The following is a 14338-nucleotide window of genomic DNA, read 5'->3' on the forward strand; positions in this document are numbered from 1 at the left end:
ACCGCTCAGCGCATCGCGCCCACGAGCCGCACCGCCTCACGGGCCTGCTGGACGCGTCGCTCGTACGTCAGCCCGAGGCCGAGGACGGCCGCACCGCCGACGGCGAGCAGGACCCACCCGTCCACGCGGGCGAGCGCGGACGCCGCGACCGGGCTGAGCACGACCGCGAGCGCGGCGAGGGTCGCGGCCGCACCGAGCAGGAACGGTGCCTGCGCCCGGGCCAGCGCGCCCCCGACGGTCGCGCCCACCGCGAGCGCCAGCACCAGCGCCACGCGCCACGGCGCGGGCGCTGCCACGAGCGCGAGCAGCGGGGCGCCGAGCAGCAGCATCAGCGGTGCCCCGAGCACGGTCCACGACGACGACCGGTCGGGCTGCCACCGGCGGACCGCCAGGGCCGTGGTCACGGCACCGAGCAGGACGAGCGGCACGTCGGCGGGCTCGGGACCGCCGCGGCCGGCCGCGACGAGCGCCCCGGCTACCGCCACGCCGACGGCGACGAGCACGTGGTGCCGATCGCGCGCCAGGTGCGCGAGCACCGACCCCGCCGCCAGCACCGCGTAGGCGCGGACCGTGCCGGTGGCCCCGGGGCCGGCGGCGACGAGCGTCGGCACGGCCGCGAGGGTCGCCAGCACGGCGAGCGCGGGCCACGGGACGGCGCGCCGGGACCCCCACCACGCGAGAGCGGCGCCACCCGCGACGACGACCGCGCCGAGGGAGACGACCTCGACACCGACGGGGGCGGGTGTCCCTGGTCCGGTGGCACGCACGGCGGCCTGCGACCACGGCCCGAGGGCGGCGAGCGCGGCAGCGGCGGCGGCCAGCGTGCGGCGCACGACGGGTCCGTCGACCGCGGCCCAGGTCGGGCGGGTCGCCGGTGCGGGCGGTGCGCCGGTGCGGTCCGCGGCCCGGGCCAGCACGAGCAGCAGTGCCCCGCCGGCCAGCCAGAGCGCGTCGCGACCGGGGGTGTCGCGCACGCCGAGCGTCGCCGCGGCGGCGACCAGGCCGACCAGCAGCCACCCGGCGGGTGCGGCGCCCCGGCGGACGGCCGCGGTCACGGCGGCGAGCGTCAGGGTGGCCAGCACGGCCGCCGGGGCGTCGCGCAGCCCGGGCACGGCCGCGGCCGTGGCCAGCGCGGTGATCACGGCGACGGCGACCCCGAGGTCGCCCAGGCGGGGGCGGCGGTCGGACCCGGGCACCGGCCCCTGCGCGGGGCGAGGTCCGGTGCGCCGGCCCGTGGCCGCCCCGAGGAGCGTCGCGGCTGCGGCGAGGACGGCGAGGACCCCCAGGCGGACGGCGTCCGGGAGGGGTGTGGCGGGCAGGGCGGTGGTGCTCGGGGCGGCTGCGGCCAGGCACGTCGGCAGCACGGCCGCCGCGAGGACGACCCACGGCGCGGCGACGGCCGTCCGGGCCCCGGCGGGCGGGGGGAGCCGGACGAGGACCGTCGCGCAGACGGCCAGGCCGACGGCCGCGGCGACCGCCCACGGCTCGACGAGCGGGCTCCCGTCGGCGAGCACGGGGACGGAGGGCGGCAGGGGGCCGCCCGCGGCGGGCGCGAACGCCCGGCGCAGCGGGGCGAGCGCGATCAGGACGGCGGCGAGCGCGGCGATCCCCGCCGCCAGCGGCGCGGGCGTACGGCGCGCGAGCAGGTGCGCCCCGGCCACGAGGAGGGCGGCGGCCACGGTCGCGACGGCGACGCGGTCGACGAGGACGGCGCCCACGGGCAGCGGTGCGACGAGCACGGCGGTCGGTGCGGTCGCCAGGGCCAGCCCGCCGACGACCTGCCCCGCGGCGGCACGCGACCCGCGGAGCGCGGACCTGGTGGTCGCGGCGGCGAGGACCAGCCCCGGCGGCACGACGTACGGTTCGACCAGCACGGTGCCCTGGACGCCGAGGGTGACCCACCAGGCGCTGCTGCCGAGGGCGAGTGCGAGCCAGCCGGCTGCGCGCCGGTCGCCCTGGAGCGCCCACGCGCCGGCGGTGACGGACGCCAGGACGAGGACCACGACGACCGTGGTGGCCGACACCCCGGCGGCGACGGCGACCGCGACGGCGAGCACCGACCACCCGGCGGCCTCGGCCAGGGGCCGGCCGGCGGCACCCGCGCGGCGCAGGGTGAGGTGGGCCGTGAGGACGCCTGCCGCCCCGAGGGCGGCCGCCAGCACGACGGCGCCGGCGGCAGGAGGCACGTCGAGCAGCGCGTGGACGGTGGCGACGCCGAGCGCGGCCACAGGGGCGACGGTGGCGGCGCCGACGGGCCCGGCCGTGGTGCCCCAGGCGGGGCCGCGGCGGAGCAGCTGGAGCGCGACGGCGAGCACGACGGCGGCGGCGGCGAGCACCGTCACGGCACCGGCTCCGGCGGTGCCCGAGCCGACGAGCTGGGCGGTGCCGGCCGCCCAGGCGACGGCGGGCACGGTCCCGGCGGCGGCGACGGCGGCGACCTGCTCGGTCCGTGCGGCGCGTGCGGCGTGCGCGCGGACGGCCAGGCCGGCGCCGACGAGCGCCGCGGCCCCGGCGGTGGTCACCGGCGCGACGAGGCCTGCCGCGTCGCCCGCGCGCACCAGTGCGACGAGCAGCAGGGCCGCCGCGCCGAGCGTCGAGGCCGCGTCGGCCGGGCCGCTGCCGGTGCCGGTGCGGTGCTCGGCGTCCGGGACCCGCGGCGGCACCCAGGTGCGCGCCAGGACGACGAGGAGTGCGGCGCCGCTCAGCGCGACCGCGCCCCAGGCGGGGTCCGTGCCGGCACCGAGCACGGCGGCGACCGCGGCCGCAGCAGCACCCGCGCGCGCGGTCGACGCCCGGACCCGTCCGCCGCGAGCCGCCGTGAGCAGCGCGACCGCGACCGCGACCTCGCCGACGACGAGGGGCGCCGCGCCCCCGGGCAGGGGCGCCACCGCAGGCAGGCAGACGAGCAGCAGCAGGCCCGTGACGGCGCGCACGAACGTCCCGGCACGGGCCCGGCCCGCACCGGACCGTGCGGCGAGCGTCGCGGTGCCCACGGTGACGAGGACGACGACGAGGGCGGCGCCCGTGGCGGGCGACCACGGCGGTCCCCAGGCCGACGGCACCCACGACGTCGCGTCGGCCGGTGCGGGACCCTGGGCGAGCCGACCCAGCACGGCGAGGACCAGGACCAGCGCCCCGGCCAGGGCACCAGGGGCGGCCGCGGCGACCGCACCGGCGGTCACGTGCCGGAGCAGCGGCCACCGCCCGCCCGCCCGGGACCCGGCGACCGCCGTGGCTGCCAGGGCCGCGGCCGGCACGAGCAGCGCCACGGCGCAGCCCAGCAGCAGCGCGCCCGCCGTGCCGACGCCGGCACCCAGCGTCGCGCCAGCCCCGGCGGACCCGGCGGCGGCGACCGCGGCGACGCCGGTGGCGACCGACCACGTCGCGGCCCAGGGCCCCGCACCCGGGGTCCCGCCCGCCGGCGTGCTGCTGACCGGGGCGGCCGCGGCACGGTGGTCGCGCAGGTCGACGACCGCCTGGGCGGCCAGCGCGGCACCGGTCAGGGCCAGGGCGCCGGTCGCGGCCCACGGCGCCTCGCCCGCCAGGGCCTGGACGCCGGCGGTCGCCGCGGCCAGGGCGAGCCCGGCCGGGACGAGGGCCGCCGCGGCCGCCTGCAGCACGCGTCGCTCCGGCGTGCGGGCGGGCGCGGGCAGCGCTGCCCGCAGCAGGCCCAGGGAGCCGGCACCGGCCAGCAGCGCGGCGGCGGACGCGGGCGTGCCGACGGCGGGCAGCCAGGCCAGCGGTGCGGCGGGGACCAGCATGGCAGCGGCGAGCGCCCCCACCCGGACCCGGGACGCCCGGGACCACGCGCCCAGCAGCACCGCGCTCGCCGCCAGCGACACCCCGGCCTGCGTGGTGGCGGGCCCGAGCACCAGGGTGCCGGTGGCGCGCAGCGCCCACGCGTCGAGCAGGAGCAGCACCACGGCGATCGCGCCCACCGCCTCCGCACCGTGCACGAGCCCGCGGCGGCGCAGCAGCGACGCGAGCGCGAACACCACGAGCGTCCCGCCGCCGACGACCGCGGCACGGGCGGGGAGCGTCATGACGTCCCACGCGAAGACGAGGAACGTCAGGCTGGCCGCCGCGAGGAGCCCGGCGCCGACCACCTGCAGCACGGTCTGCACGCGCCACGACGCGCGGGCGGGGGACGGCACCGGGCGCGCGGGCGGCGTGGTGGGGGCCGCCGGTGCGGCGGGGGCGGCCGGCACGGTGCCCGTCGGTGCGGCGACGGGCCGCGACGGAGCAGGGGTCGGGGGAGCGAACGGAGCCGGGGGTACCGGCCGGTGGGTGGGCGACGTGGCGCTCGGCGTCGCCGTGGAACCGGGGTGGGCCGGCGGGGCCACGACCGGCCGGACGGCGGGCGCCACCACCGCAGGTGCGGCGGCGCGCAGCTCGGCGATCGTCTCGGCGCGGCGGCGCAGCGCCTGCGCGGCGGCCTGGCTGTCGGCCCACAGCCTGCTCGCCACCGGGCCCGTCACGTCCAGCCCGCAGGCGGCGCACCGCGTCGACCCGAGCGGGGCCGTGCACGCCGGGCAGCACGTGGGGTCCAGCAGCGCGGCGAGCGCACGTGCGTAGAGGGTGTCGGGTCGCACCGGCTCGGCCATGCCGGCATCGTGCCAGCACGACGACCCGCCGGGGGCCGGTGTCCGGCGTCTGTGGACGTCCGTGCCGGTCCGGCGCGCGGACGCCGGCACGCGGGTCGGCCGACGATGGGCCTAGGGTGGGCGGCAGGTCGTCAGCACCCGCGAGACGGAGGTCACCATGGCTGGTCAGGAGCACGTCAGGCGCCACGAGGACGACGAGCCGGTCGACGGCCCCGACGTCCCGGCCCCGGCGGCGGCGGGCGCGCAGTCCCGCGACGACGAGGTCGACGCCCTGCTCGAGGAGATCGACGACGTCCTGGAGTCCAACGCCGAGCAGTTCGTGCGCGGGTTCGTGCAGAAGGGTGGTCAGTGACCGCCCCGACCGGCCGGCTGGACCCCACGGGCCAGGGCCGGCTGCCGCACGCCTTCACGACGCCCGGCTCGGCGTCGTTCGTGGACTTCCTCGCCGGGTACGCCCCGGAGCTGCTGCCCGGGGCGCGCGCGGTGACGGGCCACGGCCCGGGGGCCGGCGTCCAGGCCCCGCACGGCACGACCATCGTCGCCGCGACGTTCGACGGCGGCGCCGTCCTCGCCGGCGACCGTCGCGCCACGATGGGCTCGATGATCGCCAGCCGGCACATCGAGAAGGTCTTCCCGGCCGACGACTACTCGGCCGTCGGGATCGCCGGCACCGCCGGGCTCGCCATCGAGCTGGTCCGGCTGTTCCAGCTCGAGCTGGAGCACTACGAGAAGATCGAGGGCAGCCTGCTCTCCCTCGACGGCAAGGCCAACCGCCTCGCGACGATGATCCGGGGCAACCTCGGCCTCGCGCTGCAGGGGCTGGCCGTCGTCCCCCTGTTCGCCGGGTACGACCTGGACCGCTCGCTCGGGCGGATCTTCTCCTACGACGTCACCGGCGGCCGGTACGAGGAGCACGAGCACCACGCGGTGGGCTCGGGCTCCGTCTTCGCCCGCGGCTCGCTGAAGAAGCGCTGGCAGCCGGGCATGGACGCGGCCGCCGCCGTGAGGGTCGCGGTCGAGGCGCTCGTCGACGCGGCCGACGACGACTCCGCCACCGGCGGGCCCGACCGCGTCCGGCGCATCTGGCCCGTCGTCGCGACGGTCACCGAGGCCGGCTACCTGCGGGTGCCGGACGACGAGCTCGCGGACGTCGCGGCCCGGATCGAGGACGAGCGCCGCCGGGACGGGGGTGCGCGATGAGCATGCCGTTCTACGTCTCGCCCGAGCAGCTGATGAAGGACCGGGCCGACTACGCGCGCAAGGGCATCGCCCGCGGCCGGTCGGTCGTGGTGCTGCAGTACGACGAGGGCGTGGTGTTCGCGACCGAGAACCCCTCGCGCGCGCTGCACAAGATCTCCGAGATCTACGACCGCATCGCGTTCGCGGCGGTCGGCAAGTACAACGAGTTCGAGAACCTGCGGGTCGCGGGGGTGCGCTACGCGGACCTGCGCGGCTACTCCTACGACCGGGTCGACGTCACGGCGCGCGGGCTGGCGAACGCCTACGCCCAGACGCTGGGCACGGTGTTCACGACCGAGTCCAAGCCGCTCGAGGTCGAGCTCGTCGTCGTCGAGGTGGGCAAGGACGCCTCGGGCGACCAGATCTACCGGCTGTCGTACGACGGCTCGGTGACCGACGAGCACGGCTGGGTCGTGATGGGCGGCCAGGCCGAGCGCCTGGCGACGCTGCTCGGCGAGGGGTGGCGCCCGGGCATGACGCTGGCGCAGGCGCTCGGCCTGGCCGTGCGCGTGCTGGGCTCGGCGCCCGACGAGAAGGACGCCCGCACGCTCGGCGCGGCGCAGCTCGAGGTCGCGGTCCTGGACCGCACGCGGCCGCGGCGCACGTTCCGGCGGCTCACCGGCGCGCTGCTCGACGACGTCCTCGGGGCGTCCGGCGAGGTCGACGCCGCACCCGCGGCGGACGGCCCCGTGCACTGAGCGCGCCGCCCGGCAGGACGGCACCGTCGACGGAAGGGGAGGGCGCATGGACCGGCGCATCTTCGGGCTCGAGACCGAGTACGGCGTGACCTGCGCGGCGCAGGACGGGCGGGGCCTGTCGGCCGACGAGGTCGCCCGGTACCTGTTCCGCAAGGTCGTGGCGTGGGGCCGCTCGTCGAACGTGTTCCTGCGCAACGGGTCGCGGCTGTACCTCGACGTCGGCTCCCACCCCGAGTACGCGACCGCCGAGTGCGACGACTGGCGCCAGCTCGTCACGCACGACCGTGCCGGGGAGCGGATCCTCGAGGGCCTCGTCGCCGACGCCCAGCAGCGCCTCGAGCACGAGGGTCTGCCCGGGCGCATCCACCTGTTCAAGAACAACACCGACTCCGCCGGCAACTCCTACGGCTGCCACGAGAACTACCTCGTGCGCCGCCAGGGGGACTTCGCCCGCCTGTCGGACGTGCTCGTGCCGTTCCTCATCACCCGCCAGGTGCTCACCGGCGCGGGCAAGGTCCTGGCCACACCCCGGGGCGCCGTGTACTGCCTCTCGCAGCGCGCGGACCACATCTGGGAGGCCGTGTCGTCGGCGACGACGCGCTCGCGGCCGATCATCAACACCCGCGACGAGCCGCACGCCGACGCCGAGCACTACCGCCGCCTGCACGTCATCGTGGGCGACTCGTCGATGTCGGAGACCACGACGATGCTCAAGGTCGCCTCGACGGACCTGCTGCTGCGGCTCGTCGAGGCCGGGGTGCCCATGCGGGACATGGCGCTGGAGAACCCCATCCGCGCGATCCGGGAGATCAGCCACGACATGACGGGCAGCCAGCCCGTCACCCTGGCGTCGGGGCGCACGGTCACGGCGGTCGACCTGCAGGAGGAGTACCTGACCCGCGTCACGGACTTCGTCGGGTCGGAGCTGGGCCCGTCGCCGGAGACGAAGCAGGTCCTCGACCTGTGGGAGCGCGGGCTGCGCGCGCTGCGCACGGGCGACCTGGGCCTGGTCGACCGCGAGCTCGACTGGGTCATCAAGCACCGCATGATCGAGCGCTACCGCGCCAAGCACGGCCTCGACCTGGGCGACGTGCGCGTGCAGCGCCTCGACCTGGCGTACCACGACATCTCCCGCACCGAGGGGTTGTACAACCTCATGGCGGCCCGGGGCCTCGTCGAGCGGGTCACCACCGACCTCGAGGTCTTCGAGGCCACCGCCGTGCCGCCGCAGACGACCCGCGCCAAGCTCCGCGGCGACTTCGTGCGAGCCGCCCAGGAGGCCCGGCGCGACTACACGGTCGACTGGGTGCACCTCAAGCTCAACGACCAGGCCCAGCGCACCGTGCTGTGCAAGGACCCGTTCCGGGCCGTCGACGAGCGCGTGGACCGGCTGATCGAGTCCATGTGACGTGACGTCCGCCCCTGCCGCGGGCACGTACAGTGAGGCCGCGCCGCGCCCGTCCGGGGGCGGCGCGGGGTCGTCGACAGGAGGGCTGGGCGTGGCGCGTGTGACCGGTGCCCGCCGGTGGGGTGTGCTCGGTGTGCTGGTGGCGCTCGTGGTCGCGGGCTGCGGCGAGGTCGCCGCTCCGGACCCCGACGTGACGGTGACGGGCGACCCAGGCGTCGCACCCACGGTCACGTACCTGACGCCGCTGGCCGTCACGGACACCTACCGCGAGACCATCTGGCCCGGCACGGGCGACGCCCTCGTCGAGGGCGCACCCGTCCTCATCGACTTCCTGCTCAAGAACGCCACCGACGCGACGCTCGTCAAGGAGAGCTACTCCACGAGCCCCACGCCGCGCCTGCTGACCGAGGAGGACCTCGGCACCGACCTGTACGAGACCCTGCGCGGGCAGGACGTCGGCGCACGCCTGCTGCAGGTCGCGCCCGGCGGCTCGGGCGCCGACTACCCGACCGTCACAGTCCTCGACGTGCTGCCCACGCGCGCCGTCGGCGAGGCCGTCCCGCCCACCGAGGGCATGCCGACCGTCACCCTCGCGGGCAACGGCGAGCCGACCCTCGCCCCCGCGGGCACCGAACCGCCGGCCGACCTGCTCGTGCGGCCCCTGGTGCGGGGCACCGGCGCGCAGGTCCGCGCCAGCGACGTCGTCACCGTGCAGTACTCGGGTTTCGCATGGGACACCGGCGAGCAGTTCGACTCCTCCTGGACCCGCGGCCTGCCGGTGTCCTTCCTGCTGTCGGACGTGCAGGCCTGGGCCGACGGGCTGGTCGACCAGCCGACCGGCTCCCAGGTGATGCTCGTCGTGCCGCCGTCCTACCCGCTCGGCGTCACGGACGCCGAGGAGCTGGCGGGGCAGACGGTGGTGTTCGTCATCGACATCCTCGCGACCGGCGCACCCGCAGGAGGCGGATCATGACCCTGGCCCTGCGTGTCATCCCGTGCCTGGACGTCGACGCCGGGCGCGTCGTCAAGGGCGTGAACTTCCAGCACCTGCGCGACGCGGGCGACCCCGTCGAGCTCGCCCGCCGGTACGACGGCGAGGGCGCCGACGAGGTCACGTTCCTCGACGTCTCGGCGTCCTCGGGCGACCGGGAGACCACGTACGACGTCGTGCGGCGCACCGCCGAGGAGGTGTTCGTCCCGCTGACCGTCGGGGGCGGCGTCCGTTCGCCCGACGACGTGGACCGGCTGCTGCGCGCCGGGGCCGACAAGGTGGGCGTCAACACCGCGGCGATCGCCCGCCCCGAGCTGATCAGCGAGATCGCCGAGCGGTTCGGCAGCCAGGTGCTCGTGCTGTCGGTGGACGCCCGCCGCACGGGCGAGGGCACCAGGACCGACTCGGGCTACGAGGTCACGACGCACGGCGGTCGCCGGGGCACCGGCATCGACGCCGTGGCCTGGGCGGCGCGGGCGGCCGAGCTCGGTGCGGGGGAGATCCTGCTGAACTCGATGGACGCCGACGGCACGACGTCCGGGTTCGACCTGCCGATGCTGCGGGACGTGCGCGCGCAGGTCCGCGTGCCCCTCATCGCCTCCGGCGGGGCGGGCACGGTCGAGCACTTCGTCGAGGCGGCCCGGGCCGGTGCGGACGCCGTGCTCGCCGCGAGCGTCTTCCACTTCGGCACGCTGACCGTCGGGGCCGTCAAGGACGCGCTGCGCGCCGCGGGGGTCGTCGTCCGCTGACCCGGCGCGCGCCGGACGCCCAGGGCACGCGGGCGGCCAGGGAGCGCCGGGCCGTCGGGGGCGACGGCCGTGGCGGGCGCCGTTCGTCAGGGGCCGCTGAGCGCCTCGCGCACGTGCGCCGCGTCCGTCGCGTCGCCCTCGACCTGCACGTGGGCGGCCTGCAGCCGGCCCGACACGGCCAGGACGAGCTCGCCGACCTCGCCGCGCAGCACGACCGCGCCGTGGCCGGCCCGCGGCGAGCGCACCCGCCGGCGCACCCCGTCGGGGCGCACGAGCACCACGCCGACGCCGAGACGGGCCAGGCGCAGCGGCGCCACGGCCACGAGCTGCGACCACAGGCGGTCGCGCAGCTCGTCGGGCACCGCGCGCGCGGCCACGGGGCCGGCGCCGCGCCGCACGTCCTCGCCGTGCACGAAGTACTCGGTCACGTTGACCAGCTCGCCCGCCCAGGACATCGGCGACCACCGCGGGGGCGGCGTGGCGAACCGCTCGACGAGCGCCGCGTACCCGTCCGCGTCCTGCGCGCCGGCCGCGAGGGTGTCGATCGCCTCGTCGAGCCGGCCCGTCAGGACGGGGACGACGACGCCCGCACCCAGCGACGGTGCCTGCTCGCGCACGACGAGGTGCGCGGCGAGGTGCCGGGTGCGCCACCCCGCGCACAGGGTCGGTGCGTCGGGTCCGGCGGCGGTCAGGGCCTCGGCGAGGCGTGCCCGCTCGGTCGCGTGCCAGGTCATGGGCCCCGATGCTGCCACGTCGCGGCCGCCGGCGTCGCCGGTCCGGCCCCCGGGCGCGGACGGACCGCGTGAGAGGATGACGGCACCGCCTGCCCCACCCACGACCTCCGACCGAGGAGTGCTGCCTGTGCCTGCCCGCGCACCGTCACCGACCACCTCTGCGGCGCTGCGCGGCTCCGTGGCCCGCCGCTCCGTCGCCCTCGTGTGGCGGGGGCTGCGCGCGCACCCGGGCACGTACGCGGGCGCCATCGGTGCGTCCGCCGCCTTCGGTGCGCTGACCGTGGCGGTCAGCCAGGTGCTGGGCCGGGTCACCGACCAGGTCGTCGTCCCCGCCATCGCGGGGTCGGCGTCGGCGCGGGGGCAGATCTGGCTCGCGGGGGCGGTGGTCGCGCTCGTCGCGGTGAGCCTCGCGGTGGCCGTGGCGCTGCGCCGTGTCCTCGCCGGCGTCGGCGTGGCCCGTCTGCAGGCGGACCACCGGCGCGCCGTGACCCGGCAGTACCTGCGGCTGCCGATGTCGTGGCACCGGCGCCACCCCACCGGCCAGCTGCTGTCGAACGCGGGCTCGGACGTGGAGGCCGCGACGGGGGTGTTCAACCCGCTGCCCTTCGCGCTCGGCGTCGTGGTGATGATCGGTGTCGCGGCCGTCGCCCTGCTGCGCACCGACGTGTGGCTGGCGCTCGCGGCGCTCGTGGTGCTGCCCCTGGCGGTCGTGGCGAACCTGGTGTTCCAGCGGCGGATGAGCCCGGCCATCACCCGGGCCCAGCAGCTGCGCGCCGAGGTCGCGGACATCGCGCACGAGTCGTTCGAGGCGGCGTCCCTCGTGAAGTCCCTCGGCACGGAGGACCGCGAGGGCGCGCGGTTCACGGAGCGGGCCGCGGCGCTGCGGGACGCGAACGTCCGTGTCGGGGTCGTGCGCGCCGTGTTCGACCCCGTCATCGACCTGCTGCCCAACCTCGGCACCCTGCTCGTCCTGCTGGTCGGCACGCTGCGGGTGTCCGCGGGTGCGATCGGCACGGGCGACGTCGTGGCCGCCGCGTACCTGCTCACGGTGCTCGCGGTGCCCGTGCGCGCCTTCGGCTGGGTGCTCGGGGAGCTGCCGCGCGGGCTGGTCGGCCACGACCGGATCGCCCGGGTCCTCGACGCCGGCGGCGCCCCGCGCGACGGGGCGGTGCCGCTGCCGGTGAGCGCTCCCGGCGCGCGGGTGACGATGCGCGACGTCGTCGTGCGCGTCCCCACGGCCGAGGGCGAGGTCACGCTGCTCGAGGATGTCGCGCTCGACGTGCCCGCCGGGCGCACCGTGGCCGTCGTCGGCCCGACGGGCTCCGGCAAGTCGACGCTCGTGGGGCTGGTCGCCCGCCTGGCGGACCCGAGCGCGGGGGTCGTCGAGGTCGACGGGCGTGACGTGCGCGACGTCGACGCCGCCGACCTGGCGGCGCAGGTCGCGCTCGTCAGCCAGGCCACGTTCGTGTTCGAGGACACGGTGCGGGGCAACGTGACGCTCGCCGACGCCGGTGACCCCGGGGCCCCCACGGACGCCCAGGTGTGGGACGCGCTGCGCACCGCGCACGTCGAGGACGTCGTGCGGGCCCTGCCCGGCGGGCTCGACGCGCCCCTGGGCGAGCGGGGCGCGAACCTGTCCGGCGGGCAGCGTCAGCGCCTCGCCCTGGCCCGCGCCCTGGTCCGCCGGCCCCGCGTGCTCGTCCTCGACGACGCGACGTCGGCCGTGGACCCGCGCATCGAGCGGGCCATCCTCACGGGGCTGCGCCGTGACGACGACGGCGCCGGCGCGGGCGGCGACCCGACCGTGCTGCTCGTCGCGTACCGGATGTCCTCCGTCCTGCTCGCGGACGAGGTCGTGCACCTCGAGGGTGGTCGCGTGGTCGACCGCGGGACGCACGCCGAGCTGCTGGCCCGCGACCCCGGCTACCGCGACCTGGCGACCGCGTACGAGGAGGAGACGGCCCGCCGCGCGCGGGAGCGTGCGGACGCCGACGCGGTCGACGCGGACGCCGACCCGCCCCCGGGGGCCGGGGGGCGCAGGACCGACGAGGCGGCGGGGGAGCGACGATGAGCGGGACCGGACCGACGGCGGCCCAGCGGGGCGAGAGCGGACGGATGTCCGCGACCAGCGACCTCGGCGTCATGGCGACGCTGCGCCGCGGGGTGCAGGTCTCGCCCGAGCTGCTCGACGGCGCGGTCGTGACCCTCGGGCTGGCCGTGCTCGCCGCCACGGCCCGCGTGCTGGTGCCGATCGCGGTCCAGCAGACCGTCGACAGCGGCATCCTCGCCGGTGGCGGCGTCGACACCGCACGCGTCGCGGCGTTCGTCGGGCTGGCGGCCGTGGGCCTGCTGCTCGGCGCGGCGTGCTCCGCGGCGGTGAACGTGCGGCTGTTCCGGTCCAGCGAGTCCGGGCTGCTGACGCTGCGCACCCGGGCGTTCCGGCACGTGCACGACCTGTCGGTGCTCACGCAGAGCACGGAGCGGCGCGGGTCGCTGGTCTCGCGCGTCACGTCTGACGTCGACACGATCTCGATGTTCGTGCAGTGGGGCGGCATCATGCTGCTCGTCTCGGTGCTGCAGATCGGCGTCGCCACCGTCCTGATGGCCGTCTACTCGTGGCAGCTGACGCTGCTGGTGTGGGCGTGCTTCGTGCCGCTCGCCCTGGTCCTGCCGCGCATGCAGCGCGGGGTGAACCGCCGGTACGGGGCCGTCCGCGAGCGGTACGGCGCCATGCTGGGTGCGGTGTCGGAGGCGGTCGTCGGCGCGGAGACGATCCGCGCGTACGGCGTCGCGGAGCGCACCCAGCGACGCATCGACGCCGCCGTCGACGGCACCCGCCGGGCGATGGTGCGCGCGCAGAACCTCGTCTCGGTCGCCTTCTCCTCGGGCGTGCTCGTCGCGAACCTCGTCCTGGCCGTCGTCGTCGTGGCCGGCACGTGGCTCGGCGTCGCGGGCGACCTCAGCGTCGGGCGCGTCCTGGCGTTCCTGTTCCTCGTGCAGCTGTTCACCGGGCCCGTGCAGATGGCCACCGAGATCCTCAACGAGCTGCAGAACGCGGTCGCCGGGTGGCGTCGCGTGCTCGGCGTGCTCGAGACCCCCGTCGACGTGCACGACCCCGAGGACGGGGGTGTGCCGAGCCCGCGCGGACCGGCGTCGGTCTCGTTCCACGGGGTCGGCTACGCCTACCCCGGCGGGCCGCCCGTGCTGCGCGACGTCGACCTCGACGTGCCCGCCGGGGCGTCCGTCGCCGTCGTCGGGGCCACCGGCTCGGGCAAGACGACGATCGCCAAGCTCGTCGCCCGGTTCATGGACCCCACCACGGGCGTGGTGCGCCTCGACGGCGTGGACCTCACGCGCGTGCGCGGCGCGGACCTGCGGCGCCGGGTGGTGCTCGTCCCGCAGGAGGGCTTCCTGCTCGACGGCACGGTCGCGCAGAACGTGGCCTACGGGCTGCGCGACGACCACGGCGGGGACGTCGACGTCGCGGTGCGCGACGTGGTGGCCGAGCTCGGGCTCGACGCCTGGGTCGCCGAGCTGCCCCTGGGTCTGGGCACACCTGTCGGCCAGCGCGGGGAGCTGCTCTCGGCGGGGGAGCGGCAGCTCGTGGCGCTGGCGCGCGCCCGGCTCGCGGACGGCGACCTGCTGCTCCTCGACGAGGCGACGTCGGCGGTCGACCCCGTCAACGAGGTCCGCATCGCCCGGGCGCTGCGCGAGCTCGCCCGCGGGCGGACGACCATCACGATCGCGCACCGGCTCTCGACGGCCGAGGCCGCGGACCTCGTCGTCGTGGTGCACGCCGGGCAGGTCGTCGAGGTCGGCACCCACCACGAGCTGGTGGACGCCGGCGGGCACTACGCGGGCATGCACGCCGCCTGGGTCGCGCAGACGCGCTGACCCCGGCCGGACGGCGGCGGT

Annotated in this window: 10 protein-coding genes; 8 read left to right on the top strand and 2 right to left on the bottom strand. The window is 77.5% G+C overall.

The features are described from left to right. Positions 1–5 precede the first annotated feature (5 nt). On the bottom strand, positions 6–4604 hold the full coding sequence (locus FBY24_RS15500) for a hypothetical protein (protein ID WP_142161951.1): 4599 nt from the start codon (positions 4602–4604) through the stop codon (positions 6–8). Positions 4605–4761: 157 nt separating this feature from the next. Here FBY24_RS15500 and FBY24_RS15505 point away from each other — a divergent pair, with 157 nt between their 5' ends. From FBY24_RS15505 to hisF, 6 genes are all read left to right on the top strand, one after another. Continuing rightward, positions 4762–4956 (top strand): ubiquitin-like protein Pup, encoded by a 195-nt coding sequence (locus tag FBY24_RS15505; RefSeq protein WP_140458828.1) that lies wholly within the window; start codon positions 4762–4764, stop codon positions 4954–4956. Next, on the top strand, positions 4953–5804 hold the full coding sequence (gene prcB / locus FBY24_RS15510) for a proteasome subunit beta (RefSeq protein WP_174243506.1): 852 nt from the start codon (positions 4953–4955) through the stop codon (positions 5802–5804). The genes FBY24_RS15505 and prcB overlap by 4 nt, the downstream gene beginning before the upstream one ends. After that, entirely contained in the window at positions 5801–6541 is a 741-nt protein-coding gene (gene prcA, locus FBY24_RS15515) for a proteasome subunit alpha (protein WP_142161953.1), read from the top strand. Before prcB ends, prcA begins: the two co-directional genes overlap by 4 nt. 46 nt (positions 6542–6587) lie before the next feature. Next, positions 6588–7949, top strand: a complete 1362-nt coding sequence (pafA, locus tag FBY24_RS15520) for a Pup--protein ligase (protein ID WP_142161955.1) — start codon at positions 6588–6590, stop codon at positions 7947–7949. Between the two features lie 91 nt (positions 7950–8040). Continuing rightward, positions 8041–8922: an FKBP-type peptidyl-prolyl cis-trans isomerase gene (locus FBY24_RS15525; protein ID WP_255432432.1), complete on the top strand. Its 882-nt coding sequence runs from the start codon at positions 8041–8043 to the stop codon at positions 8920–8922. Beyond that, entirely contained in the window at positions 8919–9689 is a 771-nt protein-coding gene (gene hisF, locus FBY24_RS15530; protein ID WP_142161957.1) for an imidazole glycerol phosphate synthase subunit HisF, read from the top strand. The genes FBY24_RS15525 and hisF overlap by 4 nt, the downstream gene beginning before the upstream one ends. 86 nt (positions 9690–9775) lie before the next feature. Here the strand turns inward: hisF and FBY24_RS15535 are convergent, their stop codons facing one another. Then, positions 9776–10423, bottom strand: a complete 648-nt coding sequence (locus FBY24_RS15535) for a TIGR03085 family metal-binding protein (protein WP_142161959.1) — start codon at positions 10421–10423, stop codon at positions 9776–9778. A gap of 127 nt (positions 10424–10550) precedes the next feature. Here FBY24_RS15535 and FBY24_RS15540 point away from each other — a divergent pair, with 127 nt between their 5' ends. Together FBY24_RS15540 and FBY24_RS15545 are read left to right on the top strand one after the other, a co-directional pair. Next, positions 10551–12494, top strand: a complete 1944-nt coding sequence (locus tag FBY24_RS15540; RefSeq protein WP_255432433.1) for an ABC transporter ATP-binding protein — start codon at positions 10551–10553, stop codon at positions 12492–12494. Beyond that, positions 12491–14317 (top strand): ABC transporter ATP-binding protein, encoded by a 1827-nt coding sequence (locus tag FBY24_RS15545; protein WP_142161963.1) that lies wholly within the window; start codon positions 12491–12493, stop codon positions 14315–14317. Before FBY24_RS15540 ends, FBY24_RS15545 begins: the two co-directional genes overlap by 4 nt. Positions 14318–14338 lie beyond the last annotated feature (21 nt).

This window comes from Cellulomonas sp. SLBN-39 (assembly GCF_006715865.1).
Classification (GTDB): Bacteria; Actinomycetota; Actinomycetes; order Actinomycetales; family Cellulomonadaceae; genus Cellulomonas.